This window comes from Apibacter muscae (assembly GCF_007845595.1).
In the GTDB taxonomy this organism is placed as follows: Bacteria; Bacteroidota; Bacteroidia; order Flavobacteriales; family Weeksellaceae; genus Apibacter; species Apibacter muscae.
In genome coordinates, this window is the sequence record NZ_SELI01000014.1 from 83,938 (window position 1) to 108,346 (window position 24,409).

Below are 24,409 nucleotides of genomic sequence, written 5' to 3' on the forward strand. Positions count from 1 at the left end.
TATTTACCAACAAATCTGGGTTTATTATAAAATAATAGTCCCAGATTTTTTAATGGTTATATACTTAAATTTAATAAACATTGTAAAATATGAAAACACTTATTTTAACAATTTTAACTACTATTAATATAGTTTTTTCATTACATGGACAAACCGCAGATCAAATTATAAATAAACATCTAGAAGTAACAGGAGGATTAACCGCTTGGAAAACTTTCAACTCAGTAATATTAAATGGAGAAATAGTTTTAGGGAAAGAGGAAAGTTACAAAATTAAGATATTGCAGCAAAGACCTAATTTGAATAAAACTACGATGTATATTCAAGATAGAGAGATTATTTTAAACGGGTATAATGGTAAGAAGGCAATTAAATTTAATTTTACAACCAATCAGATAGAAGAAGATTTAGAATATATCCCAGAATCTTTTGATTCAGATCTTTTAGAATATAATAGTAAAGGATTTCAAGCAATTTTGATAGGTACAGAAAAAATTGGAAATTCAGACTGTTTTAAAGTTAAATTAATTAAAAACACCAATACCATTACGTATTTCTTTGATAAAAATACCTATCAATTGATTAGAGAATCAAATCCACAGGAAATTAAAACCTATTCAGATTTTACTAAAGTTTCAACCTTAACCTTTCCAATGAAAACAGAAGTACAAATAATTGGAGACAACTCAAACTTTACATTGGTAATAGACAAAGTGCAAGTAAACCCAGTTATTTCTCCTAAGGAATTTAATTTTTAAATAAATTATTTTAAATAAATACTAGCCCAACTATCTTTTAAAGGAAGCTTAAATTTTGTTTTAAAATCCAACGAATTGTCTACGGATAAATTATATACCAAGGTTTGAGAATCAATTTCAGAATTTTTAATCAATTCTTTAAATATATGTAAAGGAACTGTTTGGATTTGAGAATCTTTAGTATTTTGATAACTAACTAGAAGTCTATTCAATAAATCCAAATTTAAATGGTTATCAATATCTCTAATACATTGGTTCAATTTATCAATTGAACAACCAGAAGCTTTTGCTTGACTTTCATCCACTTGCACAATCATAAACTTGTGATCTAAAATTTTTAATTCAGATTTTAAAGCATCGCCATGTGCAGCCCAAGTATTTAAAAAATTAGATAGATATTTAATGATGTATTCTTCTTCCGACGAAGATAAAATACGGTTGCTTTGGTAAATCCAAACTTTAAAATAATCCATGATAAAAAATTTTGTTGATCTTATCAAATGTAACAATAATTTTAAAGATACTGAAATAGATTCTCCTATATCATTAGAATCAAAGAGCAAGATATTCATCCAATATAAATTAAAATTTTCATACTTTAACCCATGCTATTAAGAGAGGTGATAAATAAAAATAATTAAAATAAAACAAATTTTTAAACTGCCAGATTGGCGCTTTAATTCGTATCTTTGTAATTAAAGTTTAAATTAAAATTAAACTTTTGCAATTAGAAAAGCATTTATGGAAAAAGAAATAATAGAAGGAAGACAAGGAGAGGTACTCCTCAGACAAAGTGCTAATCAAAATTCTAAAAAATTATTTTTAGAGAGCTATGGTTGTCAGATGAATTTTTCTGATAGCGAGATCGTAGCCTCAATTTTACAACAGGAAGGATACGATACCACGAATCAATTGGAGGAAGCTGATTTAATATTGCTAAATACTTGTTCAATAAGAGAGAAAGCAGAACAAACCGTAAGGAAAAGATTGTCACAATTTAATTCACTAAAAAAGCGAAATCCTAAATTGACTATCGGTGTTTTAGGATGTATGGCAGAACGATTAAAGACTAAATTTTTAGATGAAGAACATTTAGTAGACTTAGTAGTAGGTCCTGATGCGTATAGAGATTTACCGAACCTGCTTCAAGACACAGACGACGGTAGAAATGCAATTAATGTATTACTTTCAAAAGAAGAAACGTATGCAGATATAAGTCCAGTTCGGTTAGGAGGTAATGGAGTTACTGCATTTGTGACTATAACTAGAGGATGTGACAATATGTGTACCTTTTGTGTAGTACCCTTTACAAGAGGACGAGAAAGAAGCAGAGACCCACATTCAATATTAAAAGAATGCGAAGAATTAGCCAGGAATAATTACAAAGAAATAACATTATTAGGACAAAATATTGATAGTTATCTTTGGTATGGAGGAGGTCCTAAAAAGGATTTTAATAAAGCTTCCGAATTGCAAAAAGCCACTGCAATAAACTTTGCTAAATTATTGGATTTAGTTGCATCTTCAAATCCAAAAATAAGGATAAGATTCTCAACCTCAAATCCTCAAGACATGAGCGAAGATGTATTGCACATAATGGCAAAACATAAAAATATATGTAAATATATACACTTACCTGTGCAAAGTGGTAGCACAACTGTTTTACAACGGATGAATCGTCAGCACACAAGAGAAGAATATATTGAATTGGTCGATAAAATAAGAAAAATTGTACCTGAATGTGCGATTTCGCATGATATGATTGCCGGATTTTGTGGAGAAACAGAAGAAGAACATAAAGAAACCTTATCGTTAATGGAATATGCGAATTATGATTTCGGATATATGTTTTCTTACTCGGAAAGACCAGGGACACCCGCCCATAAAAAAATGACAGACGATGTTCCTTTAGAAACAAAGAAAAGGAGATTGGCTGAAATTATAGAATTGCAACAAAAATTGTCTTTGCAAAGAATGAAAACCTACGTAGGAAAATCTCATGAAGTCCTGATTGAAGGAACCAGTAAAAAAAGAGAAGATCAGTGGTACGGGAGAATTTCACAAAATGCAGTTGTAGTATTTCCAAAAAAAGATAACACAAAAATCGGAGACTTTGTAAAAGTTAAAGCCATACAATGTACTTCAGCCACATTAATAGGAGAACAAGAATAAAAGATTATGGATTCTTTACAAATTGTAAAACAAAGATTTGGAATTATAGGGAATAATTTAGAGCTTAATAGAGCATTAGAGAAATCTATGCAAGTGGCTCCAACAGATATATCCGTATTAGTTATAGGAGAAAGTGGCGTAGGTAAAGAATTTATACCTAAAATAATACACAATTTATCCCCAAGAAAACACAAACAATATATAGCCGTAAACTGTGGTGCAATCCCAGAAGGAACGATAGACTCTGAACTTTTTGGGCACGAGAAAGGAGCATTTACAGGAGCAGACAAAGTACGTAAAGGATATTTCGAAGTCGCAGATGGAGGTACTATCTTTTTAGATGAAGTAGGAGAGCTTCCATTGCAAACACAGGTAAGATTACTGAGAGTTTTAGAAAGTGGAGAATTTATGAAAGTGGGTTCCTCTAATATTCAAAAAACTAACGTAAGAATTGTTGCAGCAACAAATGTAAATTTATTAAGTGCTATAAAAAAAGGGGATTTTAGAGAAGATTTGTATTATAGATTAAATACAATTCAAATTGATATACCAGCATTAAGAAATAGGAGAGACGATATTCCTTTGTTACTCAGGAAATTTGCAGTAGATTTTTCCGAAAAATATAGAATGCCTACCATTGCATTTTCAGATGAAGCGATGGCTTATATACAACAATACTATTGGCCAGGCAATATTAGACAACTTAGGAATTTTGCGGAACAAGTGACTGTTGTGGAAACAAAAAGAGAATTAACACTTGAAAAACTTAAAGAATATTTAAAAGATATTCAAACCAATACATCATTAGTAAATATTTCCAATACCAAAGATACCACTTCAGATTTTTCAACAGAAAGAGAAATATTATACAAAATTCTCTTCGATATGAAAAAAGACCTTAACGATTTGAAAACATTAACCTTAGATTTAATTAAAAATAAAGGAGAATATCATCTTACCCCTAATGAACAAGATCTATTTCACAAAGTTTACAAAAATTATGACAGCCCTAAAGAAAACGAACCTTTAGTTTATTACGAAGAAAACAATATTCCAGCTTTAAATGCAGCAACCATCAGTAATTACCATGAAGATATTGACGTTTATGAAGACATTCCATCTAACAATTCAGAATCATTATCCCTGCAAAAGAAGGAAGAAGAGCTCATAAAAAAAGCGTTAGAAAAATACAATGGAAAACGTAAATTAGCAGCGCAAGAATTAGGGATTTCAGAGAGAACTTTATACAGAAAAATTAAACAATATGACATTGAAGAATAAAGTTACATTTCTACTAGTAAGTTTAATGCTATTAAGCCTGTCAAGTTGTTATTCTTTTACAGGCTCCTCCTTAGATCCAACAATTAAAACAATTCAAATAAAGTCATTTCCCAATTATTCTCCATACCAAAGTCCGGATTTAAGCGTAGATTTTACCGTAGCATTGCAAAATAAATTCAATAGGAGCACTAAGTTAATCGAGACCGATGATAATCCAGATATTATATTGGAAGGTGAAATAACAAATTTTACAACAGTTCCGGTTAACATACAAAGCGGATCAGATCAAGCAACGCAGAACCGTTTAACAATTACAGTATCTGTAAGATATATAAATAAAGTAAATCCAGAAAAAAGTTTTGAAAAAACATTTTCAGATTATCAAGATTACGACAGTAATCAACTATTAATTAATGTACAAAATCAATTATCACAAAGCATAAACCAAAGGATAGTCGATCAAATATTCATAGCTGTTGTAGCAGATTGGTAAAATAGATTGATATGAACAATAGAATTATACAATTATTAGAAGATAGTTCAAAAATTAAATTTTCAGATAAAATAATTATTGAACAAGAATATGAAAAACATCCATCTGTTGCTTCATTTAAAATGCTTTATTTAAAATGGAAGCTTTTATATCATCGAGAAAATTTAGACCAAAGCATACAAGAAGCAGCAATATATATATCTAATAGAGAGCTAATCAAACAAATGGTTGATGAAACGAAGTTTCAAAATGAAGATAATATTCACATAGAACCATCTAAGGAGCCGGAAGAAAACAAAGTAGATACAATGGCTAATCAAGATAAGGATATAAGTCTAGAGCATGAAGAAGCCACTCATGCACATCAACAATCGAGAGATGAGCAACAAAATCATTTAACTATTAATGATAAAGTAAATGAAAATATTGAAATAGGACAATCTGATACATCTAACTATTCATATATTAAACAATTAGGTCTTTCGCATTTATTTGATACTACTGATAAAGAAGAAATCAGTAGTAAAACACAACCAACAAAAAATGATGAAGTTGTAGAAAATGAAAATAAAGTATTTGTAGATAAAGATCAAAAAGAGTCAATCAAAGAAATTAAAGAAGAAAAATTGACCTTTAACCAATGGTTGTCACTTTCACAGAAAGGAACAGAAAAAACTGAAAAGCAAGAAGAAATTATTCATAAATTTATTGAAAATAATCCCAAAATAACACCCCCTAAAAAGGCAGATAAAAACATAAAATCCTTTGAATTTAAAAATGAAGAAATTAAGGATATTGCAAATTTGATGACAATTACCTTGGCTCAATTGTATGTAGAGCAAGGAAAGTACGATACAGCAATTACAGCCTTTAAAATTTTAAGTTTGAAATATCCAGAAAAAAGTAGTTATTTTGTATCAGAAATAAAAAAAATTAAAAAATTAAAAAACATAAAATAGTATGGTTATCTTCAGCATTATAATGATCTTTATAATTATTGCATGTGTATTAATGGTTTGTGTAGTATTATTGCAGAACCCTAAGGGTGGAGGTCTAAGCTCAACTTTTGGTGGAGGAGGAACACAAATGTTTGGAGTTCAAAAAACCAATGATTTTATGGAGAAGGCAACTTGGACGTTAGCTTCTGTTATTGTTATTTTAACAATATTGGCATCCGTTTTAATTGCAAAACCAAAAGTTTATTCAACACCTTCAAATAGTAATCTTCCAGTAGAAGGGAAAGCAATTCAGCAAGAACCCATAAATGCTTCTTCTGAAACTTCATCACAAACACCAGCAACCAATTCTGCACCTGCCAAGTAGATATAATCCCGAACAATCACTAAATAAACGTTAATAAATTAAAATTTGTGTTAGGAAGAAGACAGTTAAGAGAAAAAATACTACAAACACTTTATGCCTATAACATAGGAGGGAACGATTTAAGTTTTGTAGAACAAAAAATGTTTCAGGCCATTGATGAAATTTACCATTTATATATTTATGAGTTAAATTTACTATTAGCCGTTCGAGATTATGCGCAAGAAGTGATTGATAAAAAAAGAAATAAACGCTTTGCAACGGAAGAAGAAAAAAATCCTAATCTCAAATTTGTAAATAATAAAATTTTTCAAATTATTGAAAATTGCAAGGCAAGAAAAGAATTCTCGGATAAACATTCAGAACTTTTATGGTATTTAGATACTAACTATCCTGCAATGATTTTTAAAAAATTTCAAAATTCTACGGCTTATCTAGATTATATGAAAGATGAAACCTTGGATTTTGAAAAAGATAAAAAAATAATTTTAAAATTATTTTTTAATTTCATTGCTGACAATCCAACCCTTTATGAATGGTTTGAAGAGATTAAGTTATTTTGGGCAGATGATATTCATGTTGCAAATAACATGACATTGAAAACTCTAAAATCATTAGAGGATAATAAACCGCTAAATAATTTAATACAGGTTTTAAAGCCAGACGACAGCATACCTTTTGCAAAAAACTTATTAAGAACAACAATTTCTTACTACCCAGAATGCATGAATTTGATTAAAGAAAGATCCAACAATTGGGAATTAGATAGGATAGCTGAAATTGATAAGATAATATTATCCATGGGATTTACTGAGTTAAATCATTCGCATCAAGTCCCAGCAAAAGTGGTTATAAATGAATGCATAGAATTAGCCAAAGTATATTCAAGTAATAAAAGCAATATATTTATTAATGGGATTTTAGATAAGTATGCAAGAGATATTAATAAAGTTTAATTAAATTTTGAAATAATGAAAAAAATAATACTATATAGTACTATAATTTCTTTATCTTTTATAAATTGTTCAAAAAAAGATACAGAAAATAGCAGTGATAAAAATTTGAATGCAATAGATCAACATCAAAATCCTGTGGTAGATACTTCCGAGACTGAAATAAAATTTGAGGAAGAAATGTATGATTTTAAAGATATAAAAAAAGGCGAGAATGCCACTCATGTTTTTTCTTTTACAAATGTAGGTAGTAAGCCATTAATTATTACAGAAGTAAAACCTGCATGTGGCTGTACAACTCCAGAGTATACGAATACTCCTGTTGCACCGGGACAAAAAGGCTCAATTACAGTAACTTTTAATTCAAGTAATTTTGAAGGTCCAGTGAAAAAAAATGTAATTGTTTCAGGGAATTTTGAAAAAAAGGATCTACAATTCCAGGCCAATGTTAAATAAAAAGATAAATATATATACACTAAGCAAATGAATAATATGTTAACGATAATTTTAGATTCGAAGGGAGGTTTAATGGAACAAATAGGAGGATTTGCTCCAATAGTACTTCTGTTTATAGTTTTTTATTTTTTCTTCATTAGACCTCAAACCAAAAGGCAAAAACAAGAAAAAACTTTTCAACAAGAAATAGGAAAAGGAACAAGAGTAGTTACTACTTCTGGTATACACGGAAGAATTTTAGAAGTAACAGATGATGGTGTAGTAATTGAAACCATGGCTGGGAAAATTAAATTTGAAAAATCAGCTATATCCAGAGAGTTAACTATGGCGAGATATCCAGAAAATGCTCCTGAAAAAAAATAATAGAATAGAAAAATTAACCCATAAAAAAGCATATTCTATTCTTTAGAATATGCTTTTTTTATTTTATTAACAGTATGAAAGTAGTAGTTGGACTCTCCGGAGGAGTGGATTCAAGTGTAGCGGCTTATTTACTCAAACAACAAGGGCATGAAGTTATTGGGCTTTTTATGAGGAATTGGAATGATGCAGAATATACATTAGAAGATGAATGTCCCTGGATTGAAGATAGCAATGATGCATTATTGGTTTCTCAAAAATTAGATATTCCCTATCAAGTCATTGACTTATCTGCTATATATAAAGAAAAAATCGTTGACTATATGTTCTACGAGTATGAAAATGGTAGAACGCCCAATCCGGATGTTTTATGCAATAGAGAAATTAAGTTTGATATTTTTTTAAAAGCGGCTTTGTCCCTAGGAGCAGATAAAGTAGCTACCGGTCATTATGCAAGAATAGATTCTTTTCAAAAAGGCAAGGAAACAATTTATAGACTTTTAGAAGGGAAAGATAAAAATAAAGATCAATCTTATTTTTTATGTCAATTAAATCAGTATCAACTTTCCAAATCTGTATTACCTCTAGGAGGCTTAACAAAGCCAGAAGTTAGAGAAATAGCCAGAAATCTAAATTTAATTACAGCAGAAAAAAAAGATTCCCAAGGCTTGTGTTTCATTGGAAAAGTAAGTTTACCCGACTTTTTACAACAACAATTAAAACCCAAAAAAGGAAAAATTATTGAAATATCTTCAGAATTTAAAGGTTTTAAAAAATTAGAAAATTCAATCCCTTTTAATTCAAAAAAAGAAGAATTAATACATCTGTCAAAGTCAATTACCTATAATGAACAAGACGGAAAAATAATAGGAGAACACAATGGAGCGCACTTTTATACCATTGGTCAAAGAAAAGGATTGGGAATAGGAGGACATGTTGAACCGTGTTTTGTTATAGATACAAATGTAAATAATAATATAATTTTCGTAGGTGAGGGAAAGAATCATCCCGGCTTATTTAAAAGAGCTTTATTTATTAAAGAAAATGAATCACACTGGGTAAGAGAAGATTTAAAGTTAAAAATAGGAGATTCCTTAGAAGCTCAAGTAAGGATTAGATATAGACAAGCCTTACAAATGGCGAAAATATATCAATACGAAGAAGGAATATTTATAGAATTTAATCAAGCACAATCGGCAATAAGTAGAGGACAATTTGCGGCATGGTATATCAATGATGAATTGGTAGGTAGCGGTGTTATTTCTTAGTTAAAAATTTCTTTTAAAATTTCCAAGGAAATGGGCTTTTTAAAATTGTCAATATGAAATTCATAGTAGGAAATAATTTCTTCAATCATCATTTTCCTTTGTGAAGAATTAAAACAATTAATTTCATTATTAAAATCGTAGGTTAACAATTGATTCCAAAGATTGCCATTTTCAGATTTGGATAAATTATGGCTTTTTAAAGAAAAAATTCCCTCTCTTAAATTAAAATAAGGGAAGTTAGAATTAACCGCGAGTGGAGTAATTCCTAAATATTTAGTTAATTCAAGTAAAAAGTAAAGATGAAAATCAGCAAAGCTTGCTTTTCTATTATCTAGTTCAATTAATTTATTTTTTAAAAAAAAATACAAACTCAAATTATAGGCATCTTCATTCTTTAAAACTTGATTTAAAATTTCACCTATAAATGTAATCATGGATGATTTAACAACATTGGTATGTAAACTTTGAAAAACATATCCCTGATGCATGTCTTTAATAAGTTCTAAAGTAGAAGAATTATTGTTAAGTTTTTTATAAAAACTTATTTCAACTTCATTTAACAAGAAAACTTTATTGTTTTTTTTCTTACCCTTAGAAAAAGCTCCTTTTAAAATAAACGTTTTAAAACCAAACGAATCAGTAAAACATTTAATAATTAAAGAATTATCACTATACTTAAGATGAGATAAAATTAAAGCTTTAGTGCTTTCGATCATAAAAATAAATTTAGGTAAAAGTATTTATAAATTCATATATTTAAAACCAGAAATTATAAACACTAAATAAATCATTTTCAAATTGATTTAAATGTGAACATAGATAGAAAAAAAATTAATAAATCTAAAAAAGCATAATATTTTTGTTATATAAAAAAAATATTATAAATTTGCAACCCTATTTAGGACATATTTTTTTAAACAAGGTAAAACAATTAAGGTGAATACACTAAGTTACAAAACCATATCAGCAAATAAAGAAACTTCAAACAAGGAGTGGTTGCTCGTAGATGCAGAAGGACAAAAATTAGGAAGATTAGCTTCTAAGTTAGCTAAAATATTACGTGGTAAGCATAAAACAAATTTTACTCCACATGCAGATTGTGGTGATAATGTTATTGTTGTAAATGCAGAAAAGGTTATTTTATCTGGAGCTAAAGCAGAGCAGAAAGAATATGTGAGACATACCGGCTACCCTGGAGGTCAGAAATTTTCATCTGTTGATGATGTAAAAGAAAAAGATCCTAAAAGAATATTGGAATATGCAGTTAAAGGGATGTTGCCTAAAAATAAATTAGGAAGAGCAGTTCTTAAAAACTTGTATCTTTATGAAGGAGTAGAACATAAACAAGAAGCTCAAAAACCTAAAACACTAGATATAAACGCTTTCATATAAAATTATAATGGCAGTTACACACAAAATAGGAAGAAGAAAAACATCTGTTGCAAGAATTTATCTTACTGAAGGTAATGGAGAAATTCTTATAAATGGAAAAGATTATAAAACATACTTCCCAACGGAAGTTTTACAATATAAAGTTTTACAGCCTTTTCAATTAACAGAAACTTTAAATCAATACAATGTTAAAGTTAACGTTTATGGAGGAGGAGTTACAGGTCAAGTAGAAGCAGTAAGGTTAGCTATTTCAAGAGCGTTAGTTTCCATTGATGCTGAGAATAGAACTCATTTAAAACCAGAAGGATTATTAACTAGAGATCCAAGAATGGTTGAAAGAAAGAAATTTGGACAGAAAAAAGCACGTAAAAGATTTCAATTCTCTAAACGTTAATCTTTATTCTGAAAAAAAACTTAACCACTATTTATGTAGTGGTTATTTTTATATACTTAAAATAATCAATAATTTAATAATAACAAACTTGCCGATTAGTTTAGCATCTAAACCTATTAAATTTTGAATGGGTTGTTTGCACAAACTGCGGAACGTAAACTAAAAGAAAACATGGCAAAAGTAGACGTAAAACAACTATTAGACGCAGGTGTTCACTTCGGGCACTTAACAAGAAAATGGAATCCACAGATGGCTCCTTACATTTTTATGGAAAAAAATGGGATCCATATAATAGATCTTCATAAGACATCTGTAAAATTAGACGAAGCATCAAGAGCTTTAGAAAAAATTGCAACTTCTGGTAGAAAAATTTTATTTGTTGCAACTAAAAAGCAAGCTAAGGATATAGTGGCTAAACATGCAGAAGCAGTTAATATGCCATATATTACTGAAAGATGGCCAGGAGGAATGCTAACCAATTTTGTTACTATAAGAAAAGCGGTTAAAAAAATGAATTCCATTGACCGTATGAAAAAAGATGGTACTTTTGAAACCCTATCTAAAAAAGAAAAGTTACAAATAGATCGTTTAAGAGCTAAATTAGAAAAAAACCTTGGATCTATTGCCGATATGACTCGCTTACCTTCTGCATTATTTGTAGTTGATATTTTAAGAGAGCATATTGCAGTTACAGAAGCAAAAAAATTAGGAATTCCTGTTTTTGCAATCGTAGATACAAATTCAAATCCACAATTGGTTGATTTTCCAATTCCAGGAAATGACGATGCTTCTAAATCAGTAGACTTAATCTTAGAAACTGTAACAAATTCCATTAAAGATGGTTTAAGTGTAAGAAAAGCTGAGAAAGTAAAAGCAAAAGAAGAAAATTCTGAGGATTCTGATGATGATTTTATAGTTGAGGAAGAAGTGGTTTTAGAAAACGATGAAGAAAATACTAAAGAAGACTAATTAAGTATAATTTAAAAAAAAAATTAAATAATGTCATATTCACCAAAAGCTGCAGATGTTGCCAAATTAAGAAATGCCACAGGGGCAGGAATGATGGATTCAAAAAAAGCTTTAGTTGAGGCTGAAGGAGATTTTGATAAAGCGGTAGAATTACTTAGAAAAAAAGGTCAAAAAGTTGCAGCCAATAGAGCAGATAGAGAAAATCTTGAAGGTGCAGCCATTGCCGCTGTAAATTTTGATAATACAAAAGCAGCGATTATAAAATTAAGTTGTGAAACAGATTTTGTAGCTAAAAATGAAGACTTTGTTAAATTGGCTACTGAATTCGCAAACTTAGCATTAAACTTTTCAAACAAAGAAGATTTATTGGCTTCTGATTTCCACGGGATTCCAGTTAGCGAAAAGTTAATTGAGCAAACAGGAGTTATTGGAGAAAAAATTGAAATCTCAGAATTTAAAACAATAGAAGCCCCATTTGTTGGAGCATATATACATGCAGGTAATAAAATAGCTGCAGCTGTTGGACTTTCAAAAGTTATAGATAATGCAGCTGAAGTAGCTAAAAATGTATCCATGCAGGTAGCTGCTATGAATCCAATTGCATTGGACGAATCAAAAGTAGATTCTTCTGTGATTGAAAAGGAACTTGAAATAGCTAAAGACCAACTAAGACAAGAAGGTAAACCTGAAAATATGCTTGAAAATATAGCTAAAGGTAAACTAAACAAGTTCTTTAAAGACAATACCTTGGTTAAGCAAGATTATATAATGGGTGAAAAAATTTCAGTTGAAGACTATGTTAAGTCTATAGATCCTGAAGTTAAAATCACAGAATTTATTAGAATCTAGTTTTCTAATAATTATTTCATTACAATAAAAAGAAAAAGCATTCATTTATGAATGCTTTTCTTTTATATAATTTATATAATTAGTGTTTGAAATATAATAACATAAATAAAAAAGGGTGGTTATTTTATACTACCCTTTTTATATTTTAATACTATTCACTTAAAAATTATTTGCTGCCTGTATAGCAGTAATAACTACGGTATTGTAAATATCTTCAATTTTTGCACCTCTACTCAAATCATTAATTGGTTTTTTTAGACCTTGTAATACAGGACCCAAAGCAAGTCCACCAGATTCTCTCTGAACTGCTTTGTAGGTATTATTTCCCGTATTTAAATCAGGAAATATTAATACATTGGCTTGTCCAGCTACCAAAGATCCAGGCATTTTTGTATTTCCTACACTAGGAACAACAGCAGCGTCGTATTGTATTGGACCTTCAATTAATAAATTAGGTTCCGCTTTTTTTACCAGTTCCGTAGCAAGACGAACTTTGTCTACTTCTTCACCGGAACCAGAGTTACCAGAGGAATAAGATAGCATGGCTACTTTGGGTTCAATGCCGAATGCTCTAGCGGTTTGAGCTGAGGAAATAGCTATATCTGCCAGTTGTTCAGAAGTAGGACTAGGGACTACCGCACAATCCCCATAAACCAATACATGATCTTTTAATAGCATAAAAAATACAGAAGAGACTGTCTTAATTCCAGGTTTTGTTTTTACAAATTGTAAAGCAGGGCGAATAGTATGTGCTGTTGTATTCTGAGCTCCTGAAACCATTCCATCGGCATCTCCTTTATAAACCATCATGGTTCCAAAATAAGAAGGATCCAGAATCAAATCTTTAGCCTGAGCAAACTCCATTCCTTTACTTTTCCTCAATTCAAAAAGAGTTTGTGCGTAATCTTCTATTTTATCTGAAACAGTATTGTCTAAAACTGAAATATAATTATCGTTCCATGAAAGTCCTAGTTGATTAGCTCTTTGTTTAATATCCTCATTTTTCCCTAGTATAGTTACTTTAACAATTTCATCCTCTGCTAACATAGAGGCGGCTTGTAAAATTCGGTCGTCCCCACCCTCAGGTAACACAATATGCTTTTGTGCTTGTTTTGCAGATTTTAATAGGTTGTATAGAAACATCCTTGGTGTAATACCTTCAATTTTGAATGAAGAAATTTGCTTATCTAACTCAGAAATATTTACATATTCTTCAAATAAATCTAAATTTCTTTTAATTTTTGCAGTGGCTTCAGGATATATTCGGGAGCGAATATTTGCAGTTGCAGATGCTGTTTCAAAAGTTCCTGCTTCAACTACCATTGTAGGTATATTTAAATTTGAATTGCCGATTAACTTCTCAATAATAGGATCTAAAGAAATACCGGCCGTTAAAATAAGTCCCGATACTCTTTTAAAATTAGAAAGATTTGAAAGTAAAACCCCTGCAACTAAATCTGCTCTATCTCCTGGAATTACAGCCACACAATCTTCTTCTACATGATTCATGAAGTTGGAAAGTAGCATACCACCAACAATAAATTTTTTAATAGGTCTATCCAAATTTTCATTCCCATATAAAACTTTAGCTCCTAAGGAATCTGCTACTTCTTTTAAAGTAGGAAAACCTAAGTACTGATCTTTAGGAACTGCAGAAAATACAATAGAGTTATTATTGAGAACTGTTTTCTTATATTCAGAAGTAATATCTTCTATAGATTTAGAAGTCTTATTTACTATTACAGAAATAATTTTGTTGTCTTTGCTTAAAAGATTATTTACTTCTAAACGTATGTTTTTACAAAGATCGTGAGTGCTTTTAAATGAATCTTTAATTACGAGTACAACAGGGATATTAAGAGATTTTGCAATTACAACGTTTAAATCATAATCAAGGCTATTACTTTCAGACGATAAGTCAGTACCATCAATTAGTACAAAATCAAATTTACTTTCTAAATTCTTATATTTTTGAATAATTAAATCGTAAGCATCGTCCAATTTACCGTTGTTTTGATAATCAATGATTTCATTTTTGGTAAATGCATAAGCTTCATCATAATTTTGATCTAAATTAAAATATGAAATCATTGTAGCTATATGGTTGTCCTTAGCACCTTCGTCTAAATTATCAATAATAGGACGGAAATAAGCAACATTAGGCGTTCTTCTTATAACCATTTGCATAATTCCTAAACTAACTAAAGACTTACCACTATTAGTGCTTGTAGTAGTTACATAAACTGATCGGTTCATTTAATTTGATTAAGTTTTTTCAAATTTACGAATTGAAAATTATACCGGGCTTCTTAAGAAATTAAATTATTTAAAATAAATTAAAAATTTAATTCTAAACCATCATAGGCAAGAAATACATTGGGAGGTAGATTTTTTTCAATTTCTTCATGAAAACCTAATTGATAGCTAATATGAGTTAAATATGATTTTTTAGGTTTTACTTTATCAATTACTTGTAAAGCTTGGTCTAAATTAAAATGAGAATGATGTTCCTCAAGCCTTAAAGAATTTAAAACTAAAATTTCAGAATTAAAAATTTTATCCATCTCCTTTTCATCTATAAAAGAAGCATCAGTAATGTATGAAAGATTTCCGATTTTATATCCAAGTATGGGGAGTTTCCCATGTAAAACATGTATAGGGGTTATCTTTATATTTTTAATATTAAATACATCTTTAACAGGAAAGAGTTGGAATCCAGGAGCGCCAGGATATTTATTCTTAGAAAAAGCATAAGAATAACGTATTTTAATATCATCAAGAGTTCTATTTAATCCATAAATAGGAATATCTTGTTTTTTAATAAAATTAATAGGTCTTAAATCATCCAAACCACCCACATGATCCGTATGCTCATGAGTTAATAGTACAGCGTCTACATTCGCTTTATTTTCCCTTAGCATTTGTGTTCTAAAATCGGTACCACAATCCAATAATATATCTAAGCCATTATAATTGATTAGTGCAGAACAACGTAATCTCTTGTCTTTAGGATTATTAGATAAGCATACAGGATCTGTACAGCCAATAATTGGAATTCCTTGAGATGTGCCCGTGCCTAAGAAGGTAATACTGTTATAATTTGGCTTCATAATTTTTGTAAATTTACAAACTAAAGTTTAAAATAAATGTTTAATACAAGACCCGTGTTAGCCCCTAAACAAAAGGCTCTTCAAATCAATTTAGACAAAGATATTTACGGAACCTTTTCAGAAATAGGCGCAGGGCAAGAAACGGTGCGATATTTTTTTAGGGTAGGAGCAGCCTCTAATACTATAGCTAAGGCTATATCCGCCTATGATAAAGATTTTAGTGATGCTTTGTATGGGAAAGAACCCAATAATAGATATGTTTCACAATCAAGATTACTAAAAATTCTAGATTATGAAATTAAGGTTATCGAGGATAGAATTAGTAGAGAAAGTTGTCCAGGAAGAAAATTTTTTTCCTATGCAAATACAGTTACTACTATAAATTTTGATAAAACATCTAAAGGTCATGGTTGGGTAGGTATAAGATTTCAATTAAATGAATTAGAACCTTACAATGAAATTATCTTACATGTTCGGTTTCATGAAAATGATGCAAAATTGCAACAAGAAACTTTAGGCATATTAGGAGTAAATTTAATTTACGGAGCCTTTTATTATGCAGAAAATCCAAAAATCATTATTGAATCTTTATACGATGAGCTAAACACAGACCAGATAGAGATTGACATGATCAATTTTAGTGGACCCCGTTATGCGTATTTAGATAATCGATTAATGAGTCTACAATTGGTGAAAAATGGAATGACTGATGCAGTAGTTTTTGAACCCAATGGTAAAAATGTATTAGCAGCAGATGAATTGTATAAAAAAAATATTTTAGCACTCAGAGGTAGTTTTAGACCTGTAACCAATGTAAATATAGATATATATAAAAGAGGTTTAAAAATGTTTATGGAAGAAGATCAGGTTACTGAACAAAATACTAAAATATTATTTGAAATCACACTTTCCAATCTTAGAGCAAAAGGAGAAATTAATGAAAGGGATTTTTTAGATAGGGCTGATATACTTGGTAAATTAGGACATACGGTATTAATTTCTAATTTTTCTGAATACTATCGTTTGGTTGATTACTTTAGTAGATTTACTTCAGAAAAGATAAGGATTTCTATGGGAGTAAATAATTTATTGGATGTTTTTCAAGAAGAATATTATACAAATTTAAGCGGAGGTATAATGGAGGCTTTTGGTAAATTGTTTAAAAAACAACTAAAAATCTATTTATATCCATATATAGATCAGGAAACCAATGAGATTTTAACATCAGATACTTTAAGGGTAAGTGAAGAACTTAAAGATTTATACAAGTATTTTAAGAAGAATCATTGGATTGTAGATATGTTAGAATACGATGAATCCTATTTAAAAATATACGGAAAACAGATATTAGCACAAATTATAATGGGAGAGCCAGATTGGGAAAACCAAGTACCAAAAGAAGTAGCTGAAATGATTAAAGAAAGGGGGATGTTTGGTTTTTCAAGAAGATTAAAATAATATTTAAAGACAATGTATATTTACGCAGAGAGTTTTCATGTTGAATTTTCGATTGAAAAAGATTGGATCCATTGGGTTAAAGAAAATTTGATATCAGAATTGTATCAAACTAATTTATTTACCAAAGCAATTTTTTGCAAAGTTCTTTCTCACCAAGACGAGTCTGGAAATACCTATTCCATACAATGTTTTACCAATGTAAAAGAAAATTTAAGTTTATTTCAAACCCAACATTCAGATAGAATACATCAATTAATTTTTAAAAAATTTGGAGCTAAAGTTCTATTTTTTACGTCAGAGATAGAACTTTTAGAAACCTTCAAATTTTAATATGAACTATTATGAAGTAATAATTTATATAAACTTCATATTACAAAAATAAATAAATACATGAAAGCATGGATTGAAGCAGCTAGACCAAGAACCTTACCACTTTCTTTAAGTGGAATTATTTTGGGGGGATTATTAGCAAAATGGAAAGGAGATTTAAATGGAATAATCTTTGTCTTATCTTGCTCTACCACTATTTTATTTCAAGTTCTCTCTAACTTTGCCAATGATTATGGAGATGGGATAAAAGGAACGGATAACGAGCATAGAATAGGCCCGCAACGAGCCATACAAAGTGGAGCAATTTCTCATAAAACGATGTTTACAGGAATTATAATAACCACAATTCTTTCCCTAATTTCAGCAATTGCTTTGTTATGGTATTCTTTTATACCCGGAAATTGGAATGATTTTTTTATATTTATTGGTTTAGGAATAGCCAGTATTTTGGCAGCCTTATTTTACACCATGGGTAAAAAACCCTACGGTTATATGGGCTTAGGGGACTTGTTCGTATTTATATTCTTTGGTTGGGTTGCTGTTTTGGGAAGTGAATATCTTTATACTCGTACCTTAGATTGGAGCACTCTATTACCCGCATCCGCCGTTGGATTATTTAGTGTAGCAGTTTTAAATCTTAATAATATGAGGGATATTGAATCCGACCGAATGAGTGGAAAGTATACATTTGCTTTAAGAATAGGATTTCAAAATGCTAAATATTATCAATTATTTTTAATGAATATGCCCTTTATTCTTTGTTTAGTATTCTTGTTAATAAAAAAGGAAACAATTTCAATTCAATTAGAAAATTTAGAATCATTAAAGCCCTTTATATTTTTCATTCTATTTATACCAACCACTATAATTAGAAGAAAAATATTATACACTAAAGAACCCCAAAAATTGGATTTATATATGAAGCCAGTGGCATTTATAGCACTTCTATTTTCAGTTTTATTTGGGATGGGTTTAAGCCTTTAAAAGTAAAAAAATGTTAAAAGAAATTAAACATCTTTTTTTTGATTTAGACAATACATTATGGGATACAGATAGAAATTCTAAGTTAACCCTTCAGAAAATGTATCAAGAAAAAAATATTGAAGAAAAGTATTCATTAAATTTTTCAGATTTTTACTGTAATTATTACCATAGAAATGAAAATCTTTGGGCATTGTATAGAGAAAATAAGATAACAAAACAAAATATTTTAGATAGAAGATTTACGCTAACTTTTAAAGAGTATGGAATTGAAGATAGAGAAATCCAAGATTATTTTAATGAGAATTTTTTAAAAAAAATGACCGAAAATAATTATTTGATTGATGGTGCTGAAGAAACGCTTAAATACTTAAAAGAAAAAAATTATTCTTTGCATATAGTATCCAACGGTTTTAAGGAACAAACCTATAGAAAAGTTAATGATACAGCAATAAAAAACTTTATAAGTACAATCACTAGTGGGGAAGAAATAAATAAAAGAAAGCCAGCCCCCGAAGTATTTCATTTAGGATTATCCAAAGCCAATGCAAAAGCGGAAGAATCCGTTTTTATTGGAGATGATTGGGAATCTGATATTATTGGAAGTTCCAAGATTGGAATGCAAGCAATCTACTTTGATTATAATCATAAAAATGAAAACCTAAATAAGGGTTTCCAAGTAATTCAAAAATTAAACGAATTAATAAGTATTCTTTAATAAAACAATGATTGAACTTTTTACAGATGGGGCTTCCTCCGGAAATCCAGGAAAAGGAGGATATGGAATTCTAATGCGTTTAAAGGGTACTTCATATGAAAAAACATTTTCAGAAGGATTTCGTCTCACTACCAACAATCGCATGGAATTATTAGCTGTAATTGTAGCTTTAGAAAATATTACTAAGCCCAATCAACAAGTAATAATTTATTCAGACTCAAAGTATGTGGTAGATGCAATCAACTTGAAATGGATTTTTGGATGGGAAAAAAAGAGTTTTTCAAAAGTTAAAAATTCAGATTTATGGCTTAGATTTTTAAAAGTTTATAGGAAGCACAAAGTAAATTTTATTTGGGTTAAAGGGCATAATGGGCATCCAGAAAATGAAAGAGTAGATTTTTTAGCAACATCGGCAATAAAAAAAGATCATTTAAAGATAGATTCAGAATACGAAAGAACTACTCACTCAGATGGTTTATTATAAAATGTAAACTAGTGCAAAGGAGTTATTATCAAAATATTTTTAAATTAGCCTAACATTCAAGAACAACTGATCCAATGAGATATACTTCATTTTTTAATATATTAACAATTATTTTTGGTTTAACATTTATAACTTCTTGTGTTTCCTACGAAACAACAAGATCCACCAAGAATAGAAAACCAAGTTCTAGCCATATATATACTTCAAATCAGAGCAATAAGAATAGTTCAGCTTTACCCAAAGTAGTAAATAATAAAAAGAAAGAAACAAAAGGATCAATTTTAAGCTCTAAAAACTCATCAGCATCTAATAAAGAGGTTAAAACTGTAATTAAAGAAGCAGAGAAGTATAAAGGAACTCCTTATAAATTTGGTGGGAATACTTCTAGCGGTATTGATTGTTCGGGGTTGGTATGTAATGCTTACCAAAAAATAGATGTTAAGTTACCCAGAAGGTCTATTGATATGTCTAAGGAGGGTAAAGAGATAAGAATATCTAATGTTAAAGAAGGAGATCTTATATTCTTTGCTACAGGAGGAGGAGCAATAAATCATGTAGGAATAGTGCAAAACGTTTCCAAATCAGGAGAAATATTTTTCATTCATGCCTCTACCTCTAAGGGAGTGATGATAAGTTCTTTAGAAGAAAAATATTGGAAAGGGAAAGTTAAAAAAATCAGACGTATTATTTAAAAATAAAAAAGTAGAAACTATTTCTACTTTTTTATTTTTGAAGTTTATCTTTAATTGCATTAGCAGTTTTAATAAAATCAAATAATTTTTGAGAGTCTTTATTCTCTAAGTATGATTTAAACTTATTCAAATTCTCTAAATATAAATCGAGAATTGGAAGTACATATTTAGAATTTTCCTCAAAAATAGGCAACCACATATCCACAGAACTTTTTGCAAGACGTACAGTAGAGCTAAATCCTCCGGCTGCTAAATTAAATATAGCAGCATCGTTTTGTTCTTTTTCTAAAACTGTAACGGCAAGAGCGTAAGAAATTGCATGAGAAAGATGAGAAACGTATCCTACATGCTCATCGTGAGATTCTGCATTCATCAATATCAACCGAGATCCCAAATGAAAATATAACTCTGAAATTAATTGAACAGCAGTAGGAGAAGATTCTTCAGAGTTGCATATAATTCCAACCCGATCTTTAAATAAGCCATGAAAAGCGGCTGAAGGTCCACTGTATTCAGTACCAGCCATTGGATGAGTAGGAACAAAAGATTTTCTTTTGGGATGATCTTTAACAGCTTCAATGATAGAAGTTTTTGTAGAACCTACATCCATAACTACTGTATTAGGATTTATTAAGTCTAAAATTTTAGGTAGTAAGGCAATGCTTACATTTACGGGAGTCGCTAAAATAACAATATCCGCAAGCATTACAGCATTTTTAAGTGATTCAATTTTATCTGTGATCCCTAGCTCTAGAGCTTCATTTTCATGTTCTTTTGATTGATCAACTCCTGTAATTTGTTTGGCAAAACCAACTTTTTTTAAATCAAGAGCAATTGATCCCCCAATTAAACCTAATCCTATAATAGTAATATTTTTTGACATATATCTTATTAATAAAAAAGGTCGGTTTACTTGAAAGAAACCGACCTCTAATTTTTTTTAATTATTTTAAACAGTCATAATTTCTTTCTCCTTTTGACTTAGATAGTCCTCTGCTATTTTAATATAATTATCAGTTAAAGTTTGTACTTGGTCTTCACCATCCTTTTTTAGATCTTCAGATAAATTTTCAATTTTTTTTATATCCGCATTTGCCTCTTGACGAGCTTTTCTAATTCCAATTTTTGAATTTTCAGTTTCTGCTTTTGCCTGCTTAACCAAATCTCTTCTTCTCTCTTCTGTTAGTGGGGGAATATTTATGATAATTGTTTCTCCATTGTTATTAGGTGTAAAGCCTAAATTAGATTGAAAAATTGCTTTTTCTATAGCTCCTAAAACAGATTTCTCCCAGGGTTGTATACTTAAGGTCATACCGTCAGGTACTGAAATATTGGCGACTTGAGATAGAGGAGTTGGGGCTCCATAGTATTCCACCATAATAGATTGTAACATCGCAGGGTTCGCTCTACCCGCTCTAATTTTATTGAAAGAAATTTGCAAATGATTTATTGCAGATTCCATACTTTCTTTAGTCGTATCAACGATTAATGATAGTTCTTCCATAATTTTCAAGATACACTTAATGTGATTGCAAAGATAAAGTTTTAATTTTATAAAAGAATAATAAGCCTTTCTTAATTGATCCAATAACTATATTTACGTTTATAAAGTAAAAATTTATCGTAAGGAAAACGTTCATCAATAATATAATTTTTTTTAAAAAAATCAGTGTTTACTACATTTTCCATATTTTCCCATATTGGAGAGTGAGTAAAAACATAATCAGGTTTATAAGTTAATATCCAAGAATAAGTGTCGTTATTTGCTAAATACTTTGCGGTTAATGGGGTGACCAAACCGCAAAAATCAATGATTTTCCGATTTGAAAAATAACCTATTGTGCCTACTTCAATACAGCCAATAGATGAATTTATATTTGTATTTTTATTTATCCATTTACCAACATTTTCATAGTTATTAAATGAATTTTCTTCACTATTAGATGTATTTAAAAAGAGCGATTTCAAGTTGGTTATTAAAAATGGTACAAATAAAAATGTGATTATTATACATTTTACAATAAATAACCTATTTTCTAAATATTTATAAATATACGATAGAGCTGAAGAAAAATATAAAACAAAAAGAAAATATAATGGTATAATATACCAAGGATATAAAGGAATTTTCATTATAAAGTAAAACAAATAAGTAAGAATTATAGTTATTAAAATGATTCTATTGTATGAACTTTTCCGTAAATTGTATATACCTAAAGCAATAAAGAAAAAAAAAGCATATCTTAAAATTCTATTATTCCAATAAATATAAAATGATAATTTTATAAAACTTATACCAGTTGATCCTTTCCAGATAGACGATTTTCCATGTAATATTTTTGCATTAGCAGAATCTGGTAAAAATCCTCCATAATATAAATAATTAAATCCGTAATGTATTAATAGTATAATTATAGGTATAACAAAATATTTGTAATTTGGAAGTTTTCTTTTTAAGATAAGATGTTCGATAGTTAATGCTATGATTAAAAAAACTCCCTCTGATCTTGTAAGAAATAATAATGTTAAAGTTATAAATAAATAAAAGTATAAAGATTTAAAAAATAGGTATATTGATAATCCTATTAAAAAGGTGAACAGATAAGTTTCCATACCAAAACAATCGTAAATTAATTTTGTTGAAACTATTAATAACATTGCTAGGATTATAAAAAAATTAGGATAAATAATTTTTTGTAAAATTTTATAATAAATTAAAATAGTTGAAATTAAAAATAAACATGAAATAAAGTTTATGGTTAGAGTTATATATTTACTTCCTGTTATATAACTGCATATTATTGATATATATGTAAATAATGGGGAAGTTAAACCATTGAATCTTTCTCCTAAGTTAAATACTAGACCTATTCCCTTCTAAAAAATTTTTTATATATCTGCTGTAAATTAATGAATCATCTAAATAATAATCTAGATAATTAATGTAATAAGTAATTAAAACTATAGTAATAATAATAGCTAAACATATATTATTTAATAATCTAATATTCATATCTATGATAAATTTTCAACAAATATATTAAATATATTTAGCTAATAATGGTTGCTATTATTACGATGAAAATAAATAAAGCGATAATAATTTTTATTATCGCTTTATTGTTTTAATAATCTTTTAATACTATTATAATTTAATGTTAATGAAAAAAATTTATAAGTACATATAGAATTATTATATACAATAGTATAACTTGAAATTTATTTAATTATCATCTTATATGGTTACTAATGTGCCGACATCTTCTCCTTCTATAATTTTTTTTAAGTTTCCTTTTTTATTCATATCAAAAACAATGATAGGAAGTTTATTTTCTTGGCTTAAAGTAAAGGCGGTCATATCCATAATTTTAAGACCTTTTTTGTAAACTTCTTCAAAGGAAATGCTATTAAACTTAACAGCATTTTTATCTTTTTCCGGATCAGAATTATAAATACCATCTACACGAGTGCCCTTTAATATAACCTCAGCATTAATTTCAATAGCTTTTAGTGTTGCTGCTGTATCTGTTGTAAAATAAGGATTTCCAGTGCCTGCACCAAAAATAACAACTCTACCTTTTTCAAGATGTCTATCTGCCTTTCTTTTAATAAAAGGTTCTGCTACCTGTTCCATTCGAATAGCCGTTTGCAACCTAGTTTTGACACCAGCGGATTCTAAAGCACTTTGTAAAGCCATGCCATTAATCACAGTTGCTAGCATTCCCATATAGTCACCTTGTACACGGTCTATTCCAGTGGCGGCCCCAGAAACTCCTCTAAAAATATTTCCTCCTCCAATAACAATGGCAACTTCAACTCTCATATCCACCAATTCTTTGATTTGTTGTGAATAATTTTGAAGAATACTGGGATCAATTCCATATTGTTGATCTCCCATTAAAGCTTCTCCACTTAATTTTAGAAGGATTCTTTTATATTTCATATTAAAGTTATTAATTGATTCTCTATTA

Annotated in this window: 28 protein-coding genes; 20 read left to right on the top strand and 8 right to left on the bottom strand. The window is 29.2% G+C overall.

Annotated features, from left to right (window positions below):
• The first annotated feature begins 89 nt into the window (after positions 1–89).
• Positions 90–758: a histidine kinase gene (locus ETU10_RS00560; RefSeq protein WP_146309316.1), complete on the top strand. Its 669-nt coding sequence runs from the start codon at positions 90–92 to the stop codon at positions 756–758.
• A 5-nt stretch (positions 759–763) separates the two neighbouring features.
• Here the strand turns inward: ETU10_RS00560 and ETU10_RS00565 are convergent, their stop codons facing one another.
• Complete coding sequence (locus ETU10_RS00565) at positions 764–1,231, bottom strand: hypothetical protein (protein WP_146261218.1); 468 nt, start codon at positions 1,229–1,231, stop codon at positions 764–766.
• A 268-nt stretch (positions 1,232–1,499) separates the two neighbouring features.
• On the opposite strand from ETU10_RS00565, the gene miaB reads away from it, so the two are divergent.
• The 9 genes from miaB to mnmA all read left to right on the top strand — a co-directional run bounded on the left by miaB (position 1,500) and on the right by mnmA (position 9,061).
• Entirely contained in the window at positions 1,500–2,930 is a 1,431-nt protein-coding gene (gene miaB / locus ETU10_RS00570) for a tRNA (N6-isopentenyl adenosine(37)-C2)-methylthiotransferase MiaB (protein ID WP_146309317.1), read from the top strand.
• Positions 2,931–2,936: 6 nt separating this feature from the next.
• Positions 2,937–4,211 carry a sigma-54 interaction domain-containing protein gene (locus tag ETU10_RS00575; protein WP_146309318.1) on the top strand — a complete coding sequence of 425 codons (1,275 nt, stop codon included), beginning with the start codon at positions 2,937–2,939 and terminating at the stop codon, positions 4,209–4,211.
• Positions 4,195–4,704, top strand: a complete 510-nt coding sequence (locus tag ETU10_RS00580) for an LptE family protein (protein WP_146261215.1) — start codon at positions 4,195–4,197, stop codon at positions 4,702–4,704. The genes ETU10_RS00575 and ETU10_RS00580 overlap by 17 nt, the downstream gene beginning before the upstream one ends.
• Before the next feature lie 11 nt (positions 4,705–4,715).
• Positions 4,716–5,663: a hypothetical protein gene (locus ETU10_RS00585; protein WP_146309319.1), complete on the top strand. Its 948-nt coding sequence runs from the start codon at positions 4,716–4,718 to the stop codon at positions 5,661–5,663.
• Between the two features lies 1 nt (position 5,664).
• Positions 5,665–6,027, top strand: a complete 363-nt coding sequence (gene secG, locus ETU10_RS00590) for a preprotein translocase subunit SecG (RefSeq protein ID WP_146309320.1) — start codon at positions 5,665–5,667, stop codon at positions 6,025–6,027.
• A gap of 47 nt (positions 6,028–6,074) precedes the next feature.
• Positions 6,075–6,980, top strand: a complete 906-nt coding sequence (gene nusB / locus ETU10_RS00595) for a transcription antitermination factor NusB (RefSeq protein WP_146309321.1) — start codon at positions 6,075–6,077, stop codon at positions 6,978–6,980.
• A 15-nt stretch (positions 6,981–6,995) separates the two neighbouring features.
• Positions 6,996–7,433, top strand: coding sequence for a DUF1573 domain-containing protein (locus ETU10_RS00600; protein WP_146309322.1), 438 nt, complete (start codon positions 6,996–6,998; stop codon positions 7,431–7,433).
• 27 nt (positions 7,434–7,460) lie between these two features.
• Positions 7,461–7,796, top strand: coding sequence for a preprotein translocase subunit YajC (gene yajC / locus ETU10_RS00605; RefSeq protein WP_394344699.1), 336 nt, complete (start codon positions 7,461–7,463; stop codon positions 7,794–7,796).
• A gap of 74 nt (positions 7,797–7,870) precedes the next feature.
• Positions 7,871–9,061 carry a tRNA 2-thiouridine(34) synthase MnmA gene (mnmA, locus tag ETU10_RS00610; protein ID WP_146309323.1) on the top strand — a complete coding sequence of 397 codons (1,191 nt, stop codon included), beginning with the start codon at positions 7,871–7,873 and terminating at the stop codon, positions 9,059–9,061.
• Here mnmA and recO read toward each other — a convergent pair.
• Positions 9,058–9,777 (bottom strand): DNA repair protein RecO, encoded by a 720-nt coding sequence (gene recO / locus ETU10_RS00615; protein ID WP_146261209.1) that lies wholly within the window; start codon positions 9,775–9,777, stop codon positions 9,058–9,060. The two genes, mnmA and recO, sit on opposite strands and share 4 nt — an antisense overlap.
• A gap of 220 nt (positions 9,778–9,997) precedes the next feature.
• On the opposite strand from recO, the gene rplM reads away from it, so the two are divergent.
• The 4 genes from rplM to tsf all read left to right on the top strand — a co-directional run bounded on the left by rplM (position 9,998) and on the right by tsf (position 12,665).
• Entirely contained in the window at positions 9,998–10,453 is a 456-nt protein-coding gene (gene rplM / locus ETU10_RS00620) for a 50S ribosomal protein L13 (protein WP_146261208.1), read from the top strand.
• A gap of 7 nt (positions 10,454–10,460) precedes the next feature.
• Positions 10,461–10,847: a 30S ribosomal protein S9 gene (gene rpsI, locus ETU10_RS00625; RefSeq protein ID WP_146309324.1), complete on the top strand. Its 387-nt coding sequence runs from the start codon at positions 10,461–10,463 to the stop codon at positions 10,845–10,847.
• Between the two features lie 171 nt (positions 10,848–11,018).
• Positions 11,019–11,816: a 30S ribosomal protein S2 gene (gene rpsB / locus ETU10_RS00630; RefSeq protein WP_146309407.1), complete on the top strand. Its 798-nt coding sequence runs from the start codon at positions 11,019–11,021 to the stop codon at positions 11,814–11,816.
• 30 nt (positions 11,817–11,846) lie between these two features.
• Positions 11,847–12,665 (top strand): translation elongation factor Ts, encoded by an 819-nt coding sequence (tsf, locus tag ETU10_RS00635; RefSeq protein WP_146309325.1) that lies wholly within the window; start codon positions 11,847–11,849, stop codon positions 12,663–12,665.
• A gap of 159 nt (positions 12,666–12,824) precedes the next feature.
• On the opposite strand, the gene pta is transcribed toward tsf, so the two are convergent.
• Both pta and ETU10_RS00645 read right to left on the bottom strand, forming a co-directional pair.
• On the bottom strand, positions 12,825–14,921 hold the full coding sequence (pta, locus tag ETU10_RS00640) for a phosphate acetyltransferase (RefSeq protein ID WP_146309326.1): 2,097 nt from the start codon (positions 14,919–14,921) through the stop codon (positions 12,825–12,827).
• An 80-nt stretch (positions 14,922–15,001) separates the two neighbouring features.
• Complete coding sequence (locus ETU10_RS00645) at positions 15,002–15,775, bottom strand: MBL fold metallo-hydrolase (RefSeq protein WP_146309327.1); 774 nt, start codon at positions 15,773–15,775, stop codon at positions 15,002–15,004.
• Between the two features lie 36 nt (positions 15,776–15,811).
• Between ETU10_RS00645 and ETU10_RS00650 the strand changes: the two genes are divergently transcribed.
• The 6 genes from ETU10_RS00650 to ETU10_RS00675 all read left to right on the top strand — a co-directional run bounded on the left by ETU10_RS00650 (position 15,812) and on the right by ETU10_RS00675 (position 20,438).
• Complete coding sequence (locus ETU10_RS00650) at positions 15,812–17,233, top strand: TonB-dependent receptor (protein ID WP_146309328.1); 1,422 nt, start codon at positions 15,812–15,814, stop codon at positions 17,231–17,233.
• Positions 17,234–17,245: 12 nt separating this feature from the next.
• The gene (locus ETU10_RS00655; protein WP_146309329.1) at positions 17,246–17,563 is read left to right on the top strand and encodes a DUF4286 family protein; all 318 of its coding nucleotides are present in this window, start codon (positions 17,246–17,248) and stop codon (positions 17,561–17,563) included.
• A 60-nt stretch (positions 17,564–17,623) separates the two neighbouring features.
• The gene (gene menA / locus ETU10_RS00660) at positions 17,624–18,547 is read left to right on the top strand and encodes a 1,4-dihydroxy-2-naphthoate octaprenyltransferase (protein ID WP_146309330.1); all 924 of its coding nucleotides are present in this window, start codon (positions 17,624–17,626) and stop codon (positions 18,545–18,547) included.
• Between the two features lie 10 nt (positions 18,548–18,557).
• Complete coding sequence (locus ETU10_RS00665; protein WP_146309331.1) at positions 18,558–19,262, top strand: YjjG family noncanonical pyrimidine nucleotidase; 705 nt, start codon at positions 18,558–18,560, stop codon at positions 19,260–19,262.
• A 7-nt stretch (positions 19,263–19,269) separates the two neighbouring features.
• Positions 19,270–19,746 carry a ribonuclease HI gene (gene rnhA / locus ETU10_RS00670; RefSeq protein ID WP_146309332.1) on the top strand — a complete coding sequence of 159 codons (477 nt, stop codon included), beginning with the start codon at positions 19,270–19,272 and terminating at the stop codon, positions 19,744–19,746.
• 74 nt (positions 19,747–19,820) lie between these two features.
• Complete coding sequence (locus ETU10_RS00675) at positions 19,821–20,438, top strand: C40 family peptidase (RefSeq protein WP_146261198.1); 618 nt, start codon at positions 19,821–19,823, stop codon at positions 20,436–20,438.
• A gap of 31 nt (positions 20,439–20,469) precedes the next feature.
• On the opposite strand, the gene ETU10_RS00680 is transcribed toward ETU10_RS00675, so the two are convergent.
• The 4 genes from ETU10_RS00680 to pyrH all read right to left on the bottom strand — a co-directional run bounded on the left by ETU10_RS00680 (position 20,470) and on the right by pyrH (position 24,381).
• Complete coding sequence (locus ETU10_RS00680) at positions 20,470–21,321, bottom strand: prephenate dehydrogenase (RefSeq protein WP_146309333.1); 852 nt, start codon at positions 21,319–21,321, stop codon at positions 20,470–20,472.
• Between the two features lie 66 nt (positions 21,322–21,387).
• On the bottom strand, positions 21,388–21,942 hold the full coding sequence (frr, locus tag ETU10_RS00685) for a ribosome recycling factor (RefSeq protein WP_146309334.1): 555 nt from the start codon (positions 21,940–21,942) through the stop codon (positions 21,388–21,390).
• Positions 21,943–22,013: 71 nt separating this feature from the next.
• Complete coding sequence (locus ETU10_RS00690; RefSeq protein WP_146309335.1) at positions 22,014–22,406, bottom strand: hypothetical protein; 393 nt, start codon at positions 22,404–22,406, stop codon at positions 22,014–22,016.
• Between the two features lie 1,267 nt (positions 22,407–23,673).
• Positions 23,674–24,381, bottom strand: a complete 708-nt coding sequence (pyrH, locus tag ETU10_RS00695; RefSeq protein WP_146261195.1) for a UMP kinase — start codon at positions 24,379–24,381, stop codon at positions 23,674–23,676.
• Between the last annotated feature and the right edge of the window lie 28 nt (positions 24,382–24,409).

Coding starts and splice junctions, on each gene's coding strand:
- ETU10_RS00560 (WP_146309316.1), top strand. CDS start 90: ATGAAAACACTTATTTTAACAATTTTAACTACTATTAATATAGTTTTT.
- ETU10_RS00565 (WP_146261218.1), bottom strand. CDS start 1,231: ATGGATTATTTTAAAGTTTGGATTTACCAAAGCAACCGTATTTTATCT.
- miaB (WP_146309317.1), top strand. CDS start 1,500: ATGGAAAAAGAAATAATAGAAGGAAGACAAGGAGAGGTACTCCTCAGA.
- ETU10_RS00575 (WP_146309318.1), top strand. CDS start 2,937: ATGGATTCTTTACAAATTGTAAAACAAAGATTTGGAATTATAGGGAAT.
- ETU10_RS00580 (WP_146261215.1), top strand. CDS start 4,195: ATGACATTGAAGAATAAAGTTACATTTCTACTAGTAAGTTTAATGCTA.
- ETU10_RS00585 (WP_146309319.1), top strand. CDS start 4,716: ATGAACAATAGAATTATACAATTATTAGAAGATAGTTCAAAAATTAAA.
- secG (WP_146309320.1), top strand. CDS start 5,665: ATGGTTATCTTCAGCATTATAATGATCTTTATAATTATTGCATGTGTA.
- ETU10_RS00600 (WP_146309322.1), top strand. CDS start 6,996: ATGAAAAAAATAATACTATATAGTACTATAATTTCTTTATCTTTTATA.
- yajC (WP_394344699.1), top strand. CDS start 7,461: ATGAATAATATGTTAACGATAATTTTAGATTCGAAGGGAGGTTTAATG.
- mnmA (WP_146309323.1), top strand. CDS start 7,871: ATGAAAGTAGTAGTTGGACTCTCCGGAGGAGTGGATTCAAGTGTAGCG.
- recO (WP_146261209.1), bottom strand. CDS start 9,777: ATGATCGAAAGCACTAAAGCTTTAATTTTATCTCATCTTAAGTATAGT.
- rpsI (WP_146309324.1), top strand. CDS start 10,461: ATGGCAGTTACACACAAAATAGGAAGAAGAAAAACATCTGTTGCAAGA.
- rpsB (WP_146309407.1), top strand. CDS start 11,019: ATGGCAAAAGTAGACGTAAAACAACTATTAGACGCAGGTGTTCACTTC.
- tsf (WP_146309325.1), top strand. CDS start 11,847: ATGTCATATTCACCAAAAGCTGCAGATGTTGCCAAATTAAGAAATGCC.
- pta (WP_146309326.1), bottom strand. CDS start 14,921: ATGAACCGATCAGTTTATGTAACTACTACAAGCACTAATAGTGGTAAG.
- ETU10_RS00645 (WP_146309327.1), bottom strand. CDS start 15,775: ATGAAGCCAAATTATAACAGTATTACCTTCTTAGGCACGGGCACATCT.
- ETU10_RS00650 (WP_146309328.1), top strand. CDS start 15,812: ATGTTTAATACAAGACCCGTGTTAGCCCCTAAACAAAAGGCTCTTCAA.
- ETU10_RS00655 (WP_146309329.1), top strand. CDS start 17,246: ATGTATATTTACGCAGAGAGTTTTCATGTTGAATTTTCGATTGAAAAA.
- menA (WP_146309330.1), top strand. CDS start 17,624: ATGAAAGCATGGATTGAAGCAGCTAGACCAAGAACCTTACCACTTTCT.
- ETU10_RS00665 (WP_146309331.1), top strand. CDS start 18,558: ATGTTAAAAGAAATTAAACATCTTTTTTTTGATTTAGACAATACATTA.
- rnhA (WP_146309332.1), top strand. CDS start 19,270: ATGATTGAACTTTTTACAGATGGGGCTTCCTCCGGAAATCCAGGAAAA.
- ETU10_RS00675 (WP_146261198.1), top strand. CDS start 19,821: ATGAGATATACTTCATTTTTTAATATATTAACAATTATTTTTGGTTTA.
- ETU10_RS00680 (WP_146309333.1), bottom strand. CDS start 21,321: ATGTCAAAAAATATTACTATTATAGGATTAGGTTTAATTGGGGGATCA.
- frr (WP_146309334.1), bottom strand. CDS start 21,942: ATGGAAGAACTATCATTAATCGTTGATACGACTAAAGAAAGTATGGAA.
- pyrH (WP_146261195.1), bottom strand. CDS start 24,381: ATGAAATATAAAAGAATCCTTCTAAAATTAAGTGGAGAAGCTTTAATG.